This window comes from Janibacter terrae NBRC 107853 (genome assembly GCF_001591405.1).
GTDB classification, from domain to species: domain Bacteria; phylum Actinomycetota; class Actinomycetes; order Actinomycetales; family Dermatophilaceae; genus Janibacter; species Janibacter terrae.
Genome location: NZ_BCUV01000007.1, coordinates 130099 through 148240, shown reverse-complemented (window position 1 = coordinate 148240; position 18142 = coordinate 130099). Strand labels below are relative to the sequence as shown.

Annotated in this window: 14 protein-coding genes; 8 read left to right on the top strand and 6 right to left on the bottom strand. The window is 72.6% G+C overall.

What is annotated here, in order from left to right; genetic code table 11:
• Positions 1 to 83: 83 nt before the first annotated feature.
• Positions 84 to 1748, bottom strand: a complete 1665-nt coding sequence (locus tag JT1_RS10170; RefSeq protein WP_068325798.1) for an ABC transporter substrate-binding protein — start codon at positions 1746 to 1748, stop codon at positions 84 to 86.
• A 266-nt stretch (positions 1749 to 2014) separates the two neighbouring features.
• Between JT1_RS10170 and typA the strand changes: the two genes are divergently transcribed.
• Genes typA through JT1_RS10145 form a run of 5 tightly spaced genes read left to right on the top strand, consistent with a single transcriptional unit; the run spans position 2015 to position 8816 of the window.
• Complete coding sequence (gene typA, locus JT1_RS10165; RefSeq protein WP_068325797.1) at positions 2015 to 3910, top strand: translational GTPase TypA; 1896 nt, start codon at positions 2015 to 2017, stop codon at positions 3908 to 3910.
• A gap of 11 nt (positions 3911 to 3921) precedes the next feature.
• The gene (locus JT1_RS10160; RefSeq protein WP_068325794.1) at positions 3922 to 5661 is read left to right on the top strand and encodes an ABC transporter substrate-binding protein; all 1740 of its coding nucleotides are present in this window, start codon (positions 3922 to 3924) and stop codon (positions 5659 to 5661) included.
• Positions 5658 to 6578 carry an N-acetyl-1-D-myo-inositol-2-amino-2-deoxy-alpha-D-glucopyranoside deacetylase gene (gene mshB / locus JT1_RS10155; RefSeq protein WP_068325791.1) on the top strand — a complete coding sequence of 307 codons (921 nt, stop codon included), beginning with the start codon at positions 5658 to 5660 and terminating at the stop codon, positions 6576 to 6578. Before JT1_RS10160 ends, mshB begins: the two co-directional genes overlap by 4 nt.
• Entirely contained in the window at positions 6575 to 7063 is a 489-nt protein-coding gene (locus JT1_RS10150) for a flavin reductase family protein (protein WP_068325789.1), read from the top strand. The genes mshB and JT1_RS10150 overlap by 4 nt, the downstream gene beginning before the upstream one ends.
• Positions 7064 to 7067: 4 nt before the next feature.
• Positions 7068 to 8816 carry a VanW family protein gene (locus JT1_RS10145; protein ID WP_068325786.1) on the top strand — a complete coding sequence of 583 codons (1749 nt, stop codon included), beginning with the start codon at positions 7068 to 7070 and terminating at the stop codon, positions 8814 to 8816.
• A gap of 19 nt (positions 8817 to 8835) precedes the next feature.
• Here JT1_RS10145 and JT1_RS10140 read toward each other — a convergent pair whose 3' ends face one another.
• The 4 genes from JT1_RS10140 to JT1_RS10125 are packed head-to-tail and all read right to left on the bottom strand — an operon-like array spanning position 8836 to position 14997.
• Positions 8836 to 9870, bottom strand: coding sequence for an ABC transporter ATP-binding protein (locus tag JT1_RS10140; RefSeq protein WP_068325783.1), 1035 nt, complete (start codon positions 9868 to 9870; stop codon positions 8836 to 8838).
• Positions 9867 to 11369 (bottom strand): ABC transporter permease, encoded by a 1503-nt coding sequence (locus JT1_RS10135; RefSeq protein WP_255218305.1) that lies wholly within the window; start codon positions 11367 to 11369, stop codon positions 9867 to 9869. The genes JT1_RS10140 and JT1_RS10135 overlap by 4 nt, the downstream gene beginning before the upstream one ends.
• Positions 11370 to 11379: 10 nt before the next feature.
• The gene (locus JT1_RS10130) at positions 11380 to 12399 is read right to left on the bottom strand and encodes an iron ABC transporter substrate-binding protein (protein ID WP_068329023.1); all 1020 of its coding nucleotides are present in this window, start codon (positions 12397 to 12399) and stop codon (positions 11380 to 11382) included.
• A 21-nt stretch (positions 12400 to 12420) separates the two neighbouring features.
• The gene (locus JT1_RS10125; RefSeq protein ID WP_068325772.1) at positions 12421 to 14997 is read right to left on the bottom strand and encodes an AMP-binding protein; all 2577 of its coding nucleotides are present in this window, start codon (positions 14995 to 14997) and stop codon (positions 12421 to 12423) included.
• Between the two features lie 61 nt (positions 14998 to 15058).
• Between JT1_RS10125 and JT1_RS10120 the strand changes: the two genes are divergently transcribed.
• Entirely contained in the window at positions 15059 to 15622 is a 564-nt protein-coding gene (locus tag JT1_RS10120) for a 4'-phosphopantetheinyl transferase family protein (RefSeq protein WP_068325764.1), read from the top strand.
• Here JT1_RS10120 and JT1_RS10115 read toward each other — a convergent pair.
• Positions 15604 to 16605, bottom strand: coding sequence for a GNAT family N-acetyltransferase (locus JT1_RS10115; RefSeq protein WP_169701949.1), 1002 nt, complete (start codon positions 16603 to 16605; stop codon positions 15604 to 15606). The two genes, JT1_RS10120 and JT1_RS10115, sit on opposite strands and share 19 nt — an antisense overlap.
• 22 nt (positions 16606 to 16627) lie before the next feature.
• Here JT1_RS10115 and fdxA point away from each other — a divergent pair, with 22 nt between their 5' ends.
• The gene (gene fdxA, locus JT1_RS10110) at positions 16628 to 16954 is read left to right on the top strand and encodes a ferredoxin (protein ID WP_068262057.1); all 327 of its coding nucleotides are present in this window, start codon (positions 16628 to 16630) and stop codon (positions 16952 to 16954) included.
• A gap of 16 nt (positions 16955 to 16970) precedes the next feature.
• Entirely contained in the window at positions 16971 to 18125 is a 1155-nt protein-coding gene (gene dapC / locus JT1_RS10105; protein ID WP_068325758.1) for a succinyldiaminopimelate transaminase, read from the top strand.
• Positions 18126 to 18142: the final 17 nt, after the last annotated feature.

The window sequence follows — 18142 nt, the reverse complement described above, 5'->3', positions numbered from 1 at the left end:
GCTCCTGACGTGGATCGCGGACGGGGGCCGCCTCGACCGGGTGGTCGAGGCGGCCCCGTCACGTGGTCACCTGCGGTTGGGCGTCACTTGCCGCCGACGGAGACCGTGGAGAAGCGCTCGGCGGTCAGCGGGCTGGCGACCAGGCCCTCGACGTCCTCGTTGACGACGATGGCCGGCGGGGAGTGCGAGATCGGCAGACCGGGGACGTACTCGTCGTGGATCTTCTTGTTGAGGTCCTCGTACATCGAGGTCCGCTCACCCTCGTCCACCGTCGAGTCGGCGGCCTTGAGCTCCTTGCTCAGGTCGGCACCGAAGTCCGTCGCCGAGGTGTGGAAGTCGTTGGACTTGAGGTTGCCGAAGAAGGTGCCGATGAAGTTGTCCGCGGTGTTGTAGTCACCGGTCCACCCGAGCAGCCACGCGTCGAACTGGCCGTTGTCGACACCGTCGAGGTAGCCGCCGTTCCACGGCTTGGTGACGACCTTGACCTTCACGCCCACGGCCTCGAAGTCCTTGCGGATCGCCTCGTGGATCTTCTGCGGGTTGGGCATGTACGGGCGGGTGACCTCGCTCGGGTAGGCGAAGGTCAGCTCGAGGTTCTCCTCGCCGGCCTCCTTGAGCAGCTTCTTGGCGCCCTCGGGGTCGTACTCGGTGACCGCGACGTCCTTGTTGTAGCCCTCGACGGTGTCGGGGATGAACTGGGACGCGGCGGAGGCGCCCTCGGGCAGCTGCGACTTCACGAGCTGCTCGCGGTTGACGGCCATGTCGAGCGCCTGGCGGACCTTGAGGTCCTTCAGCGCCGGGTTCTTCTCCGGGTTGAAGGCGACGTAGAGGATGTTGAAGGGGTCGCGGATCTCGACCTTGTTGCCGTCGTCCTCGAGGCCCTTCCAGTCCACCGGGTTGGGCAGGTCGTAGCCGTTGATGCTGTCGGCCTCGAGCTCCTGCCGGCGGGTGCTCTCGTTGGGGATGATGTTGAAGACGACCTTGGCGTTCTTCGCCTTCTCGCCCCAGTAGTCGTCGTTGCGCTCGAGGGTGACGGTCTTGTTCGCCTCGTCGTACGTGCCGAAGGTGTACGGGCCGGTGCCGACGGGGTTCTTCGAGTTCGCCGGGTAGGCGAACCCCTCGCCCTGCTTCTTGACGTCGTTGGCCTTGCCCTCCTCCAGTGCCTTCGGCGACTGCATGGCGAAGGCGGACAGCGAGAGCATCGCGGGGAACTTCGAGGTCGCGCGGGCGATCTTCAGCTCGACGGTCTGCGCGTCCTTGGCGGAGCAGCTGCGGTAGAGGGCGTCCTTGCCGAAGCCCTCCATCGTGTAGGCCCAGTACTCGGCCGGGCCGGCCTGGGCGGTCGCGTTCTGGTCGGCCATGCGCTCGAAGTTGGCGCAGACGGCCTCGGCGTCGAAGGTCTCCCCGTCGGTGAACTTCACGCCGTCGCGCAGGGTGAAGGTCCAGGTCGTGCCGTCCGCGGACGGCTCCCACTCGGTGGCGAGGCCGGGCCCGATCTCGGAGCCGCCCTCCTTGACCTCGACGAGGCCCTCGAAGATCTGGCGGGTCACGCGGAAGGTCTCGCCGTCGCTGGCGTAGAAGGGGTCGAAGACCTCGGGCGCGCCGGCGGCGCCGAAGGTGAAGGTGCCGTCCGTGCTGCCGCCGCCACCGCCGTCGCCCGACTCGTCGCGGTCGCTCTGCGCGCACGCGCTCAGGGTGAGTGCGGTGGCGGCGAGAGCGGCCAGCGGGGCTGCTTTCCTCATCGACATGGTGTTCCTCGCTCCGTGTCCGGCCCGGGCAGGGTTCCCGGGGGTTGGCCCGGGCACGGGGACGCGGCCCACGACACACCGGGTAGAGCGGAACCTAACCCCATCCTGCGGCCGATGTGGGTCTGCGCCCTCACCTTTACCGGAGTGAGACCACGGGGGCGCGACTCGTGCGGTGACAGCGGGAAAACCCTCGGCGCCACCGACGAAGGGAAGGTCACCCCCCTTCCATTTGGGGCATGGGGAGGTCGGCTGAGAGAATCGCGGACATGCCCATGACTTCCCGCAGCGACATCCGCAATGTCGCCATCGTCGCCCACGTCGACCACGGCAAGACCACCCTCGTCGACAAGATGCTCTGGCAGGGGGGTGCCTTCGGCGAGCACGACCACGTCGACGAGCGGGCGATGGACAGCGGTGACCTCGAGCGTGAGAAGGGCATCACCATCCTCGCCAAGAACACGGCGATCCACTACAACGGCCCCTCCGCGGCCGCCCACGACGCCCCCGACGGCGTCACGATCAACATCATCGACACCCCCGGTCACGCCGACTTCGGCGGCGAGGTCGAGCGCGGCCTGTCGATGGTCGACGGGGTCGTCCTGCTCGTCGACGCCTCCGAGGGCCCGCTGCCCCAGACCCGCTTCGTCCTGCGCAAGGCGCTCGCGGCGAAGATGCCCGTCATCCTCGCGATCAACAAGGTCGACCGTCCCGACAGCCGCATCGCCGAGGTCGTCGACGAGGCCTACGAGCTCTTCATGGACCTCGACGCCGACGAGGAGCAGATCGACTTCCCGATCGTCTACACCTCCGGCAAGAACGGCGCCGCGAGCCTCAACCGTCCCGAGGACGGCACCCTGCCGGACAACGACGACCTCGAGCCGCTCTTCAAGACGATCATGGAGACGATCCCGGCGCCCTCCTACGACGACGACGCCCCGCTCCAGGCGCACGTCACCAACCTCGACTCGAGCAACTTCCTGGGTCGGCTCGCCCTCCTGCGCGTCCACAACGGTGAGCTGCGCAAGGGCCAGCAGGTCACGTGGTGCCGCCACGACGGCACGACCGAGAAGGTCAAGATCACCGAGCTGCTCATCACCGAGGGCCTCGAGCGCAAGCCGCTCGACCAGGGGTCCGCGCGCCCCGGCGACATCATCGCCATCGCCGGCATCCCGGAGATCATGATCGGCGACACGATCGCCGACGCCGACAACCCGATCCCGCTGCCGGTCATCACCGTCGACGAGCCGGCCATCTCGCTGACCCTCGGCACCAACACCTCGCCGCTCGTCGGCCGCGGCCCGACCAAGGGCACCAAGGTCACCGCCCGCATGGTCAAGGACCGCCTCGACAAGGAGCTCGTCGGCAATGTCTCGCTCCGCGTGCTGCCGACCGAGCGCCCGGACGCCTGGGAGGTCCAGGGCCGTGGTGAGCTCGCGCTGGCCATCCTCGTCGAGCAGATGCGTCGCGAGGGCTTCGAGCTGACCGTCGGCAAGCCGCAGGTCGTCACCAAGGAGGTCGACGGCAAGGTCCACGAGCCCGTCGAGCGCCTGACGATCGACACGCCGGAGGAGTACCTCGGCGCCATCACCCAGGTCCTCGCCGCACGCAAGGGCCGCATGGAGCAGATGACCAACCACGGCACCGGCTGGATCCGCATGGAGTTCCTCGTGCCCTCGCGCGGTCTCATCGGCTTCCGCACCGAGTTCCTCACCGAGACCCGCGGCGCGGGCATCGCCCACCACATCTTCGAGGGCTACGAGCCGTGGTTCGGCGCCATCACCACGCGCGTCTCCGGCTCGCTCGTCGCCGACCGCTCCGGGCCGGTCACCGCGTACGCGATGGTCAACCTGCAGGAGCGCGGCTCGCTCTTCACCGAGCCGGGCACGGAGGTGTACGAGGGGATGATCGTCGGTGAGAACTCCCGCGCCGACGACATGGACGTCAACATCACCAAGGAGAAGAAGCTGACGAACGTGCGCGCGTCGTCGGCCGACAACTTCGAGAAGGTCGTCCCCGCCCGCAAGCTCAGCCTCGAGCAGTCACTCGAGTTCTGCCGCGAGGACGAGTGCGTCGAGGTCACCCCGGACGCGATCCGCATCCGCAAGGTCGAGCTCGCCGCCAACCTGCGCGCACGCGCGGCCTCCAAGGCCCGCAACTCCTGAGAGGAGCGCCGATGAGGCGCAGCAGAGGACTCACCGCCGTCGCGGTCGCACTCACCCTCGTGGTGGGTGCGACCGCGTGCACGGACGACGAAGGGGGTGCCCCCCGGGCCAGCACCACGTCCACCGAGGGCAGGGTGAGCGGCGCGAAGGACCAGCTGACCGTCGTCGCCGCGGGGCCGGTGGACGCCTGGGACCCGCAGCGCATCACCTCGCGCCAGGCCGCGGGTTTCGCCTCGCGCACCTGGATGCGCACGCTCACCGCCTACGAGCCCGCGACCGACCTCGCCGGGCAGCGCACGCTCACCGGCGACCTCGCCCGCAGCACCGGCCTGCCCAACAAGGACGCGTCGGCGTGGACCTTCACCCTGCGCAAGGGCGTGACCTGGCAGGACGGCTCACCCATCACCTGCCAGGACGTCCGGTACGGGGTCGCCCGCTCCTTCGACGCCAAGATCTCCTCCAGCGGCTACGCACTGAACTACCTCGACATCCCCAAGAAGCCGGACGGCACGTCGACCTACCGCGGGCCGATCGCGGCGGGCGGGACCTCGGCGAGGTCCAAGGAGCTGATCCAGGACGCCGTGGAGTGCAAGGACGCGCGCACGGTCGTCTTCCACCTCGCCGAGCCGGTCGGCAACTTCGACGAGGTCGTCTCGCTGCCCGAGTTCGCGCCGTACAAGCGCTCGCGCGAGGGCAAGGGCGGCTACGACGCTTTCTCCTCGGGCCCCTACGAGCTCGAGGACGGCTGGACCCCGAGCTCCGGCGGCACGTGGGTGCGCAACCGCGAGTGGGACCGCGCGAGCGACCCCCTGCGTCGTGTCGGACCGGCAACGATCCTGCACAAGGAAGGCGTCGAGCCCAAGGACGCGCTCGAGACGATCGTCGAGGGCGACGACGGCGGGCGCACGCTCATGCTCGACCCGCTCCCGAGCGCCCTCACCCCGGCCCTCGACGAGGCCGGCGAGACGGCCCAGTCGGTCGACGTCGACGGCCAGCTCGTCGACTACCTCGCGGTGAGCGCCACGAGCACGTCGCTGAAGAAGCAGGCCGTCCGCCGGGCCCTCGCCACCGCGACCGACCGGGAGGCCTACACGCAGGAGCGCGGAGCCGCGACCGGTACGCCGACGTGGTCACTGCTCGGCACGGCGCTGCCGTCCGCCCACGAGACCGTGCTCGACCGCGGGCCCGCCGGCGACGCCGCCGAGGCCCGCCGGATGCTCAGGAAGGCCAAGGTCAAGGTGCCCGTCAGGATCAGCGTCGCCCACCGCGGCGGCGACCTCGACGCCGCCATGAAGCGCCTCGAGGGTCAGTGGGAGGACGCCGGCTTCGACGTCACCCTCAAGGCCCTCGACGACGACTACTTCACGCAGATCGGTCAGCGCAAGGTCGCGCAGGAGCATGACGTCATCTGGGCCAACTGGGGTCCCGACTTCCCGTCCGCGGGCACCGTGCTGCCGCCGCTCTTCGACGACCGGATCAACCTGTCCAGGACCTCGGTCGGTCGCGACTACGGCGCCTTCGCCGACAAGGACGTCAACCGGGCCATGGACAAGGCTGCCCGCACCCGCGACCCCGCGGACCGCGCCGACGCGTGGGCGAAGATCGACACCGGGCTCCTCGAGGACGGGGCGTACATCCCCCTTCGCCAGAGCCGTCTGACGTACGCGGCCGGCTCCGAGGTCACCGCGCTCATCGGCAACCCCGTGTACGGAGGTGTCCCCGAGATCGGGGTCATCGGGGTCTCCGAGTGACCGCCGCCGAGCCCGTCGTGGTGACCGGGCGGCCGGCGCGGCTGCTCTTCGTCCACGCGCACCCCGACGACGAGTCCCTCGCGACCGGCGTCGCCATCGCCCACCACCTCGCCGTCGGCGACGACGTCCACGTGCTCACCTGCACGCTCGGCGAGCAGGGCGAGATCATCCCGCCGGAGCTGGCCCACCTGGATGCCGACCACGAGGACACGCTCGGCGAGTTCCGCAGGGACGAGCTGCGTGGGGCCATGACGGCGATCGGCGCCGGCAGCACCGTCCTCGGGGAGGACCAGGAGGCCGGTCGCCTCTCCCGCTGGCGCGACTCCGGCATGGCCGGGACCCCGAGCGCCGACGACCCGCGCGCCTGGGTCCGCTCCGACGACGCGGAGGCCCTCGCGGCCGTCGGCGAGGTCATCGCCCGGGTCGCCCCGGACGTCGTCGTCACCTACGACGCGCACGGCGGCTACGCGCATCCGGACCACATCCGCACCCACGAGGTGACCCGACGGGCCGTCGCCACGATGGACGCGGGGGAGCGACCGGCCCTCTTCGGGACCTTCACCCCGCGCTCGTGGGCGCAGGAGGACCGTCGCCTCCTCGCCGACCTCCTCGTCGGGGTCCCGCAGCTCGCCGACCTCGGGTGGACGCAGCCGACGGGGGACTTCCCCCCTTCGGTCGTCGACGACGCGGTCGTGACCCACGCGGTGGTCGACGCGGACGCCGTCGCCGGGCAGGTCGCCGCCCTGCGGCACCACCGCACGCAGGTGACGCTCGGCCCCGCGCGCACCTACGCGCTGTCCAACGACATCGCCGCGCTGCTGCCCGGGCGCGAGGGCTACGCCCGCCTCGACCTGCGCACCGGCGAACCGGTGCCCGCGGACCCCGACGCGCGCCCGGGGCTGGTGGTCCGCCGATGAGCGGGCTGGCACCGACGGGCCTGCGGCACGCGATGGCGCACTTCGCGACCGGGGTGACCGTCGTGACGACCGTGCAGGACGGTCACGACCACGCGATGACGGCCAACTCCGTCACCTCCGTCTCGCTCGAGCCGCCGCTCGTGCTCGTCTGCGTCCAGAAGGACACCGGCTGGCACGAGGCCGTGACCGAGGCCGGGATCTGGGGCGTGTCGATCATGCCGCGCGACGGGCGACCGGCCGCGAGCTGGCTGAGCACCGGCGGGCGGCCGCTCCACGGCCAGCTGACCCGCATCCCGCACCACCGCGGCGAGCTCGGGGTCGCGCTCGTCGACGACGCACTCGCCACCCTGGAGTGCCGCACGAGCGGCCTGCACGACGCCGGGGACCACACGATTGTCGTGGGGGAGGTCGTCGCGAGCCGCGCCGACGCCCACCGGGATGACCCACTGATCTACTACCGCAGCCGCTACACGACCACGAGGTGACCACATGACGCAGGACGCGAACTGGACGGACGAGGACGTGCTCGACCGTCCCGGGCGGGGCCGTGGGCTGCTCGCCGGCGCCTTCGTGCTCGTCGTCATCGCCGCGCTGTACGCGGCGGCGGCGCTGTACCTCGGCGACAAGGTTCCGGCCGACACCCGCGTCGGCGGGGTCGCCATCGGCGGCCGGACCCCGAGCGAGGCGCAGCAGACCCTCGAGGCCGAGCTGGCCGACGAGGAGGCCGAGCCGGTCGTCGTCGACGTCGCGGGGACCGAGGTCGAGCTCGCGCCCGCGGACTCGGGCCTGTCCTACGACTACGAGGGGTCCGTCGCCGGGCTCACCGGGTTCAGCCTCAACCCTGCCGACCTGCTCGCCCACGTGCGCGGCGGCATCGAGCGTGAGGTCGAGGTCGAGGTCGACGAGGACGCGCTCTCCGCGGCCGTCGAGGACAAGACCAAGGCCCTGGACAAGAAGCCGGTCGAGGGCAGGGTGCGCCTCCAGGGCACGAAGATCGTCAAGACCGCTTCCAGGCCCGGCCTGACCGTCCGGCGCGAGGAGCTCGTGCAGGCGATCGCCGACGGCTGGCCGCGGACCCGCACCCACGAGGCGCCGACGAGCGCGCCGGCGCCTGAGCTCTCCCAGGACGAGATCGACCGGTTCGCCGAGGACGACCTCGCCCCGCTCGTCTCCGGCCCGGTGACCGTGCGCACGACCGACCCGCAGGGCAAGGGCGCCGACAAGGACATCTCCTTCGGCGTCCCGGCCGAGTCGCTCGCCGCCGCGGTCTCGATCAAGGACACCGACGGCACGCTCTCCGCGAGCGTGGACGAGAAGAAGGTCGCCGAGAGCACGCTCGCCGCCGGCTCGGCCTCCGGGCACTTCCGCGAGGCCGTCGACGCGGGAGTCGTGCACCGCGGCGGCTCGCAGTTCGCGGTCACCCCCTCGCGCACCGGCCTGGCCCTGCGCGAGGACGGCCTGGGTGCGAAGGTCGCCGGGGCGATGACGAAGTCCGGCGACCAGCGCGCGGTCACGGTCGACTCGCAGGAGTCCGAGCCCGAGCTCACGACCGCCGAGGCCAAGAAGACGCTCCCGAAGGAGCAGATCTCCACCTTCACCACGTACCTGCCCGACAACCCCGTGCGCACCAGCAACATCAAGATCGCCGCCCGCCGGCTCAACGGCGCCTACGTCGCACCCGGCGAGACCTTCTCGATGAATCAGCGGCTCGGTGAGCGCACGCCCGGCAGGGGCTACCAGAAGGCGGGCGTCATCAACGCCGGGCGGCTGACCAACGACTACGGCGGCGGCATCTCGCAGCTGTCCACGACGCTCTTCAACGCGGTCTTCTTCTCGGGCGCGCGGATCGAGGAGTTCCACCCGCACTCCTTCTACATCTCGCGCTACCCCGAGGGTCGCGAGGCGACGATCTCCTGGCCGGACGTCGACAACCGCTTCACCAACGACACGGGCGCGGGCATCCTCATCACGGCGCAGGTCAACGGGGACGAGGTGACGGTGACCTTCCACGGACGCAAGCCCTACGACGAGGTCAAGGCCGACAAGAGCGCCCGTCGCAACATCACCCCACCGAAGAAGATCACCGACGACAGCAAGGGCTGCGTGCCCCAGTCGCCGGCGCCGGGGTTCACCGTCGACGTCAAGCGCAGCTTCGTCGAGGGCGGCAGGACGGTCAAGACCTCGACCTTCACCACGACCTACATCCCGCAGGACGACGTGACCTGCACCAGGTCCTGACGCTCGCGGCTCGCCCGCGTCAGTCCCGCGCGTAGACGAGCACCGGCCCGTCGACGCTCACCGGGACCTGCTCGCCCGGCTCGGGGGCGCGTCGGCCGGGCACGCGCACGCTGACGAGCGTGCCGTCGGCCAGCGCGACCCGCACGAGAGCGTGGGCCCCGTGGTAGCCGATGTCCTGGACGGTGCCGTGCGGGCAGCGCGGGGAGTCGGTGAGCGTGAGGTCCTCGGGCCGCACGACGACGTCGACCTCGGGAGCAGCCGGGACCTCGCCCCGCGCGGTGACGACGCCGAGGGCGCACGTGACACCACCGGTGCCCGGGTGGCCCGGCAGGCGCATGACGTCGCCGAGGAAGCCGGCCTCACGGGCGTCGACGGGCGCCTCGTACACCTCTCGAGGCGTCCCGATCTGGCTGAACCGTCCGTCGCGCATGATCGCGACCCGGTCGGCGAAGGACAGCGCCTCCTGCTGGTCGTGCGTCACGAGGATCGTGGTCGCCGAGGTCTCGGCGAGCGCGGTGGCCACCGCCTCGCGCGTGCTGGCGCGCAGTGCCGTGTCGAGCGAGGAGAAGGGCTCGTCGAGCAGGACGACGGCCGGGGACAGGGCCAGGGCCCGGGCGAGCGCCACGCGCTGCTGCTGGCCACCGGAGAGCTGGTCGGGGCGACGGGTCGCGGTGCTCGCGGGCAGTCCGACGAGCTCGAGCAGCTCCTCGACGCGGTCGCCGCGTCGCCGGGCCGGTCGGTCCATGCCGAAGGTGATGTTGCCGGCGACGTCGAGGTGTGGGAAGAGCCCGCCGTCCTGGCGCACGTAGCCGATGCCGCGGCGCTCGGGCGGCACCGAGCGACCCTGGCCGTGGACGACCCGGTCGCCGATGCGCACGGTGCCCGCGTCCGGGGTGAGGAAGCCGGCGATGACGCGCAGCAGCGTCGTCTTGCCGCCGCCGGAGGCGCCGAGGACGGCGGTGGTCGTGCCGGTCGGCACGGTGAGGTCGACCCCGTGCAGGATCGGCTCGGAGCCGTACCCGACGGTGATGCCGGCGATGTCGACGGTGCTCATTCTTCGATCCCACTCTGTCGGAGCATCAGGATGGTCAGGGGGGCGGACAGCAGGATCATCATCGCTGCGAAGGGGGCCGCCCCGGCGTAGTCGAACTCGTCGCTCGCGGCCCAGAAGGCGGTGGCGAGGGTCGAGGTGCCGGTCGGTGACAGCAGCAGCGTCGCGGTGAGCTCGGTGGCGGTCGCGATGGCGACGAGCGCGGCGCCGGTGAGGACGGACGGCAGGATGAGTGGCAGCACGACGCGGCGGAAGGCCGCCGCGGGGCTGCAGCCGAGCGAGCGGGCGGCCTCGCCGAGCTCCGGCGGCGCGGCGGCCAGGCCCGCGCGCAGCGAGACCATCGCGCGCGGGATGAACAGGATCGTGTAGCCGAGGACGAGGAGCAGCGGGCTCTGGTAGATCCCCGGCACGTAGCTCACCGACACGGTGATCAGGGCCAGGGCGATGACGACGCCCGGGAGGGAGCTGGCGACGTAGGTGACCCGCTCGAGGACGAGTGTCCAGCCGGAGCGGCGGCGGCTCAGCAGCCACGCGCCGGGCAGGGCCATGACCGTCGTGAGCACCGCGGCGGCGAGCGCGAGGGAGATCGTCGAGCCGGTGGTGAGCAGGAGCGAGGGCCGGATGCCGAGGTCGTCGGCGGGTGCCGCGAGGTGGGCGAGCAGCCACCTGCCGACGAGAGTGACCGGCACGACGAGGGCGACCAGGACGAGCCCGGCGAGGACGACGCAGACCAGCGGCGCCCAGCGTCCGAGGCGCACCTGGGTGCCGCGACGGTGCACTCCGCGCCCGACGCGCGAGGTGCGGGCGGAGCCGCGCACGAGGTGCTCGAGGGTGAGCACGGTGACGCACAGCAGGGCGAGGACGAGCGCGAGCAGGCTGCCCTGGTTGCTGCTGAAGCTCACCTGGTACTGGACGAGGATCGCGGTGGTGAAGGTCGGGTAGCGCATCATCTCGAGCACGCCGAACTCCGCGAGGAGGTGCAGCCCGACGAGGAGGCCGCCACCGCTGATGGCCGGGCGCAGCCGCGGCAGGACGGTGCGTCGCCAGGCGGCCAGCGGGCTCGCGCCGAGCGCGCGGGCGTCCTCCTCGGGCGCGGCGTCGAGGTCGCGCAGGATCGCGGCGACGGGCAGGTAGACGAAGGGGAAGTACGCGGCGGTCGTCACCAGGGCGGCCCCCGCGAGCCCGTCGAGCCCGGGGCGGAAGGAGACCCAGGCGTACGCGGCGACGAAGGCAGGCACGGCGAGCGGGGCGCCGAGCAGGACCCGCCACACCCCGGCGAAGGGGAGGTCGGTCCGCTCGACGAGCCATGCGGCCCCGACCCCGATGAGGATGCACGCGGGGACGGTGACCAGGACGAGCAGGAGGGTGTTGCTGAGCAGCTCGGCCGTGCGGGGCCGCAGCAGGTAGTCGATGGCGCCCGCGGGCGAGCTCCCGAGACCGTCGACGGCGACGACGGCGATCGGGAGCAGGGTGATGGCCGCGACGATGATCGCCGCGGCCATCATCGGGTGCCTAGAGGAGGCCGGCATCGGTCATCAGCTGGGTCACCTTTTCGGAGTCGAGGTCGAAGGGGTCGACGGCGGGTGCCTGGAGCGACTCGAGCGTGGGCAGGTCGGGGTCGGAGTCGGCGCCCTCGGCGACGGCGTACTCCTTGGACCCGCTCGTCTCGAGGACCCGCTGGCCCTCGTCCGAGAGAATGTAGTCGACGAACTGCTGCGCCTCGTCGGGGTGCTTGGCGCCCTTGAGCACGCCGGCCGCGGACAGGCTGACGAAGGCGCCCGGGTCCTCGTGCTTGAAGTAGTGCAGCTTGGTGTTGGCCGTGCCCTCCTTGGTCTCGGCCTGGTCGCGGTACCAGTAGTAGTGGTAGATGACGCCCATCGGGACCTCGCCGGCGTTGACCGCCTTCATCGTCGCGATGTTGTTCTCGTAGATCCGGGCATTGGTCTTCATGCCCTCGAGCCAGCTCTTCGTCTTGTCCTCGCCCTGGTCGGCGAGCATCCCGGCGACGATGGCCTGGAAGTCGGCGCCGGTGGCGCCCGCGCCCCACTGGTCCTTGTACCTCGGGTCCTGCAGGTCCATGAGGGAGGCCGGCAGGTCCTTCTCCGAGACCTTGTCCGGGTTGTAGACGAGGACCGTGGAGCGGGCGGCGACACTGGTCCAGTCGCCGCTCGAGGGGCGCCGGTTCTCCGGGACCTGCTCCAGGGTCTTGGCGTCGATCGGGGCGAGCAGCTTGCTGTCCTCCACGAGGGTCATCGCGGGGCTGTTCTCGGTGAGGAAGACGTCGGCGGGGGACTTCGCGCCCTCTCGCACGATCTGGTGGCCCATCGAGGAGTCCTTGCCGGGGCGGACCTGGGTCTTGATGCCGGTCTTCTGCGTGAAGCCGTCCGCCCACGCCTTGGTGAGGTTGTCGTGCTGGCTGGAGTAGATCTGCAGCGCGTCCGGGTCGGTCGCCGGGCCGTCCGCGCCGCCGCAGGCGGCGAGGGCGAGGACGGACGCGCCGAGGGCGCTCACCATGAGGGTGCGTCGGGTCATCATCGAGGGGTCTCCGATCGATCAGGCGGTCCCGGCCCGGGGGCCGGTCGGGGCGGGGGTGGGACGTCGGTGCCGGGTGGCCAGGTCGGCCAGGGCGAGGGTCGGGCGCTGCAGGAGCCACCACAAGGCGACTCCCAGCGCGAGGGAGGCGATGAGGGCGGCCCACGGGTCGTCGACGACCCGGAAGACCTGCCACTGGACCAGGTAGATGTGCAGCGACGCGGCGGCGACGAGCCCGAGGGGCAGCACGAGCGGTCGCGGCAGCGGGACGCGCGGGACGAGGGCGAGGACGACGATCGCGACGAGCACCGTGAGGCCGCGGCTGGGCTCGACGAAGAAGTCCCACATCCCGACCGCGGTGAGCGCCAGGGTCGCCAGCCGCTGGCGGTGGGTGCGGGCCGCGCCGAGGGCCATGCCGAGGGCGAAGAGCCACAGGACGGACCCGGGCAGGCCGCGCGTCGCGCCGGTCGACTCCGGGACGAGGATCCATCGGGGGACCAGGGCGATCGCCGCGAGGGCCATGCTCCACGCCCACGGGTGGCGCACGTGGAGGCGGCCGAGCCCGGGCACGGCGACGAGCGCGAGCGCGAGGACGGTGCAGGCGAGCAGGGCCTCGATGAACCACAGGTTGATCCGCGCACCCCACTCGACCTCGCCGACGAGCCAGTTGACGAGCAGCACGTTCTCCCAGCCGTAGCCGGAGGCGGTGGCCAGCCCGAAGAGCGCGACGGCCATCGACGGCACCGCGAAGGTGGCGATCGAGCGCAGCCCGCGGCGGCGCCGCTCGGCGGGTCGGGGGTCGTCGAGGGTGAACCGGGTGAGCGACCAGCCGGCGAGCGCGAGGAGCGTGTGCGCGCCGCCGGGGACGGCGACGATCCCGAGGTGGCTGGCGCAGATCGCGAGGGCGGCGACCGCGCGCAGCACGACCGGGGTCTCCGCCCAGCGCACGATGTCGCCGGGGGTGCGCGCCTGCGCCGCGAGAGCACGAAGGGGGACCCGGTGCCAGCCGTCGGGGAGGGGGCCGAGGACCCGCTCGAGCGCCACCGACGTCTGCACGAGGCTGTAGGAGTCGCCGCCGAGGTCGGCGAAGGAGCGGTCCGGGTCGACCTCGTCGCGCCGCAGGGCGCTCGCGACCACGGCCACGGTGGCGGCGAGGAGGTCACCCGTCGGCACGGCCTCGCCTCCCGTCGCCGCGAGCGCGCGCTCGCGGCAGGCGGCCCGGTCGGTCTTGCCGTTGGGGAGGCGGGGCAGGTCGCTCACTGTGTCGACGACGACGGCCCCGGGGGCCAGGCCGGCGGCCCGGACCGCGGTCTCGCGGACGGAGCGGACGAGGTCCGGGGCGCCCCCTTCGTCCGTGACCAGGGTGACGAGCAGGTGGCGGGCGTCGGCGGTGACGACCACCTCGTGGCCGGCGTCGGCGAGGGCGGCGGCGACCCGTCCGAGGTCGATGCGCAGCCCGAGGACCTTGGCGATCTCGTCGCGGCGCCCGATGACCCGCACGCGACCGCCGTCGAGCCGGCCGAGGTCGCCGGTGCGCAGCTCCGCGACCATGCGGCCGAGGGCGAGCTCGTCGGGGTGCTCGGCATAGCCGAGCATGACGCCGGGCCCGGTGAAGACGAGCTCGCCGACGTCCGGTCCGCCGCCGGGGACGTCGCGGTCGAGACGGAAGTCCGACCCGGCGATCGCCCGCCCGACGGCGTCGGGGTGCTCGAGGACCTCGGCGCCGCGCTGGATCGCCATGCGCGCGGTCGCCTCGGTCTGGCCGTACATGACCGCGAGCTCCCAGCCCTGCCGGCGACCGAGCGTCGCGAGCTCGCGCACCCGCTCGGCGCCCAGCGCACCGCCGGCCTGGGTGACGAGACGCAGCGCGGGCGTCCCGGCGCGCAGGCGCGCGTCGACGAGGTCGAAGGTGTGCGGCACCCCCGCGAGGACGCTGACGCCGTGCTCGGCCTGCAGCCGCCAGAACTCGTCGTCCGTCACGGAGCGCTCGGTGACGACGAGGCTGCCGCCGGCGAGCAGCGTGCTGTGCAGGACCGACAGGCCGTAGCAGTAGTGCAGGGGGAGCGAGGTGATCGCGCGGTCGCCCGCCTGCAGGGCGAGGCCCTCGGCGATCGCGGCCGCGTTGCTCGTGAGGTTGTCGTGCGAGAGGCGCACGAGCTTGGGGCTGCCGGTGCTGCCGGAGGTCGACAGCAGCAGCGCGAGGTCGGGGTGCAGCAGGTGCTGGGGCTCGGTCGAGAGGGCCTCGACGCGCTCGCCGACGAGCCGCACGTCCGGGGCGAACCGCTCGGTCACCGACTCCCCGCCCGGGCCGGTGACGAGTGCGACGTGGCCGGCCGCGAGCACCGCCAGGTGGGCGACGACGCCCGGCACGTCGCGGGTCGGGTGGAGGTGGACGAGGCGCCGACCGGTGGCGACGTCGGGCAGCCGGTCGGCGAGCGCCTGGACGCGCGCGGCGAGGTCGGCGTGCGTCAGCACCCGGTCGCCGTCGAGCAGCGCCGGACGGGTCGACCCGGGGTGGACGAAGGGAACCGCCGACCGGCCCCGGACGCGCTCGGGAGCCGGGGCGGCCGTCTCGGTGAGCGTCGCTGTGAGGGTCATGTTGGTGTGCCTATCCTTAGTACTCAGGGCGAGCGTACAACCGTCGACGTCAGGACCTCACATGCACACCCACGTCGTGGACACCTGGTGGTCGGACCTGCGGGCGATGGACCTGGACCTCCTGCCGCTCCTCGACCCGCTCGAGGCGTCCCGGGCCGCCGGCATCGCCCGGCCCGCGGACCTGGGGCGCTTCGTCGTCGGGGCCTGGCTGCTGCGGGTCGCGGTGGGGGCGGCGACCGGGGCCGACCCGCGCGCCGTGGTCGTCGACCGCACCTGCACCGACTGCGGCGGGCCGCACGGTCGCCCGATCGTCGACGGGGTGCACGCGAGCGTCGCGCACGCCGGGCCGCTCGTCCTCGTCGCCACCGCGCCCGTGCCGGTGGGCGTCGACGTCGAGTCCGGCTCCCGCGGAGGGGACATCGCCGCGTGGGTCGTGCAGGAGGCGACCTTCAAGGCCACGGGCGCACGCTCCCCGGACGGCGTCCGGGTGGTCGGCCTGCAGGCGCCCCTGCCCGGCTACCACGCAGCGCTCGCGGTCGGTGGTGAGGCAGTCACCGGCGACGCGGTGGACGTGCGCGCGCACGGGCCGGAGGAGTCGGCGCTCGCTCAGCGCCGGGCGAGGTAGACGTACTCGTGGTGCGTCGTCAGGCCGAGGCCGCGGTAGAGGCGCTGGGCGGGCTCGTTGCCCGGCTCGACCTGGAGGTAGGTCAGGCTCGCGCCGGCGTCGAGGGCCGCGCGGGCGGCGGCGACCGTGAGCCAGCGGCCGATGCCGCGACCGCGGTGCGAAGGGGGGACGTGCAGGCCGTAGAGGCCCGCCCAGCCGTCGTCGAGCGAGACCCGCACGACCCCGGCCGGTCCGTCGGCGTCGCGCGCGGTGAGGAAGACCTGTCGCGGCGGCCGTGCGAGGACCGCTCGCGCCGCGTCGAGGTGGTCGCGCAGGCGCGGTGACCCGCCGGCGAACCAGTCCGCGTCCGGGTGCGCGCCCGCGGCGATGGTGAGCCCGGCGGGTGCGACCGCCTCACCCACCAGCGTCTGCGTCCTGCCCGTCAGGACGTCGGTCCGGTGGCCCTCGAGCCAGCCACGCTCGAGGAGCAGCGCGCCGAGCGGGTCCTCGAGCGTCGCCACGCCCGTCGGCCGGGGCAGCATGACGAGCGGCGTGAGGTCCCGCTCGCGGTACCAGTCCTCGACGGCGTCGACGGCCCGCGGCAGCGGCAGGCCGGGGTCGCCCACGGGCAGGGTCGAGTTGGAGCGGCCCGTCCAGCCGGCGCCGGCGCGCAGGAGCCAGCCGGCCCCCTTCGTCCCGAGCCACGACTCCTCGAGCCCCGGCTGGCCCTTGGTCATGACGAGGTGCAGGTCCTCGATCGTGATGGCGCGGTGCGGGGCGCCGCGGCGCACGGGCCTGGGTGGGATGGCCCGGGCGGCGACGACGAGCTCGCGCCGGAGCGTGACCTCCCCGCTGCGGGTGGCGATGAGCACCCGGTCGTCGTCGAGCGAGAGGAGCTCACCGACCGTGTCCGTGAGCGTGGGACCGTGCTCGGGCACGGGGTCGATCCGGGTGCGGACCGCGACGCGCGTCCCTGTGGTGAGACCCACCATGAGATCGCTCATGGGGCGACATAGTATGTCGGGCATGACGTACGTGATCGCGCAGCCGTGTGTGGACCTCAAGGACAAGGCCTGCATCGAGGAGTGCCCCGTCGACTGCATCTACGAGGGCAAGCGCAGTCTCTACATCCACCCCGACGAGTGCGTCGACTGCGGCGCCTGCGAGCCGGTGTGCCCCGTCGAGGCCATCTACTACGAGGACGACACCCCCGAGGAGTGGGCCGACTTCTACAAGGCCAACGTCGAGTTCTTCGACGACCTCGGCAGCCCGGGTGGCGCGGCCAAGATGGGCATGATCGACAAGGACCACCCGATCGTCGCGGCGCTGCCTCCGCAGGAGCACTCCGAATGACGCAGCGTGAGGACTCGTGAAGTCCCTGCCCGACTTCCCCTGGGACTCGCTCGCTCCTGCCAAGGAGCGGGCGAGAGCCTTTTCCTCCGACGACCCCGCGCAGGGCGACGGCATCGTCGACCTGTCGGTGGGCACGCCCGTCGACCCCACGCCGCAGGTCGTCCAGCAGGCCCTGCGCGACGCCGCCGACGCCCCTGGCTACCCCCAGACCTGGGGCACGCCCGACCTGCGTGAGGGCATCGCGGCCTGGTTCGAGCGACGCCGGGGCGCACCGGACGTCGACCCGGACGGGGTGCTGCCGACGGTCGGCTCCAAGGAGCTCGTCGCGTGGCTGCCGACCCTCCTCGGGCTGGGGCAGGGGGACGTCGTCGGCTTCCCCCGCGTCGCCTACCCCACGTACGACGTGGGCGCGCGGATCGCAGGGGCGACCCCCTTCGCCGCGGACGCCACGACGGCCTTCGGGCCGACGACGCCGGCCACCGCGCCCCGGCTGCTGTGGCTCAACTCCCCGAGCAACCCGACCGGCAAGGTCCTCGGCGTCGAGCACCTGGCCAAGGTCGTCGCATGGGCCCGCGAGCGCGGGGTCGTCGTCGCCTCCGACGAGTGCTACGCCGAGCTCGACTGGCGCTCCGAGGCCGAGCGCGGGCAGTCCTACGCGCAGCTGCCGACGACGCCCAGCCTGCTCGACCCGCGCGTCACGGGTGGCTCCCACGAGGGGCTGCTCACCGTGTACTCGACCTCCAAGCAGTCCAACCTCGCGGGCTACCGGGCGGCCTTCGTCGCCGGCGACCCGAGGCTGGTGCGCCAGCTCACCGAGGTGCGCAAGCACGCCGGCATGATCGTGCCCTGGCCCGTGCAGCGGGCCCTGCTCGCCGCCGTCCGCGACGACGAGCACGTGGCGCAGCAGCGGGAGCGCTACCGGGCCCGGCGCTTGGTCCTGCGGCCGGCGCTGGAGGCCGCGGGCCTGCGCATCGACGACTCCCAGGCCGGCCTCTACCTCTGGGCGACCGCTGGGGAGCCGAGCCGCACGACCGTCGACCGGCTCGCGGCGCGCGGGATCCTCGTCGCCCCCGGCGACTTCTACGGCGCCGCCGGCGCCGAGCACGTGCGCGTGGCCCTCTCCGCGAGCGACGAGCGCATCGCCGCCGCCGCGGCGCGGCTCTCCGCCTGACCCCGCACCCGCGTGGT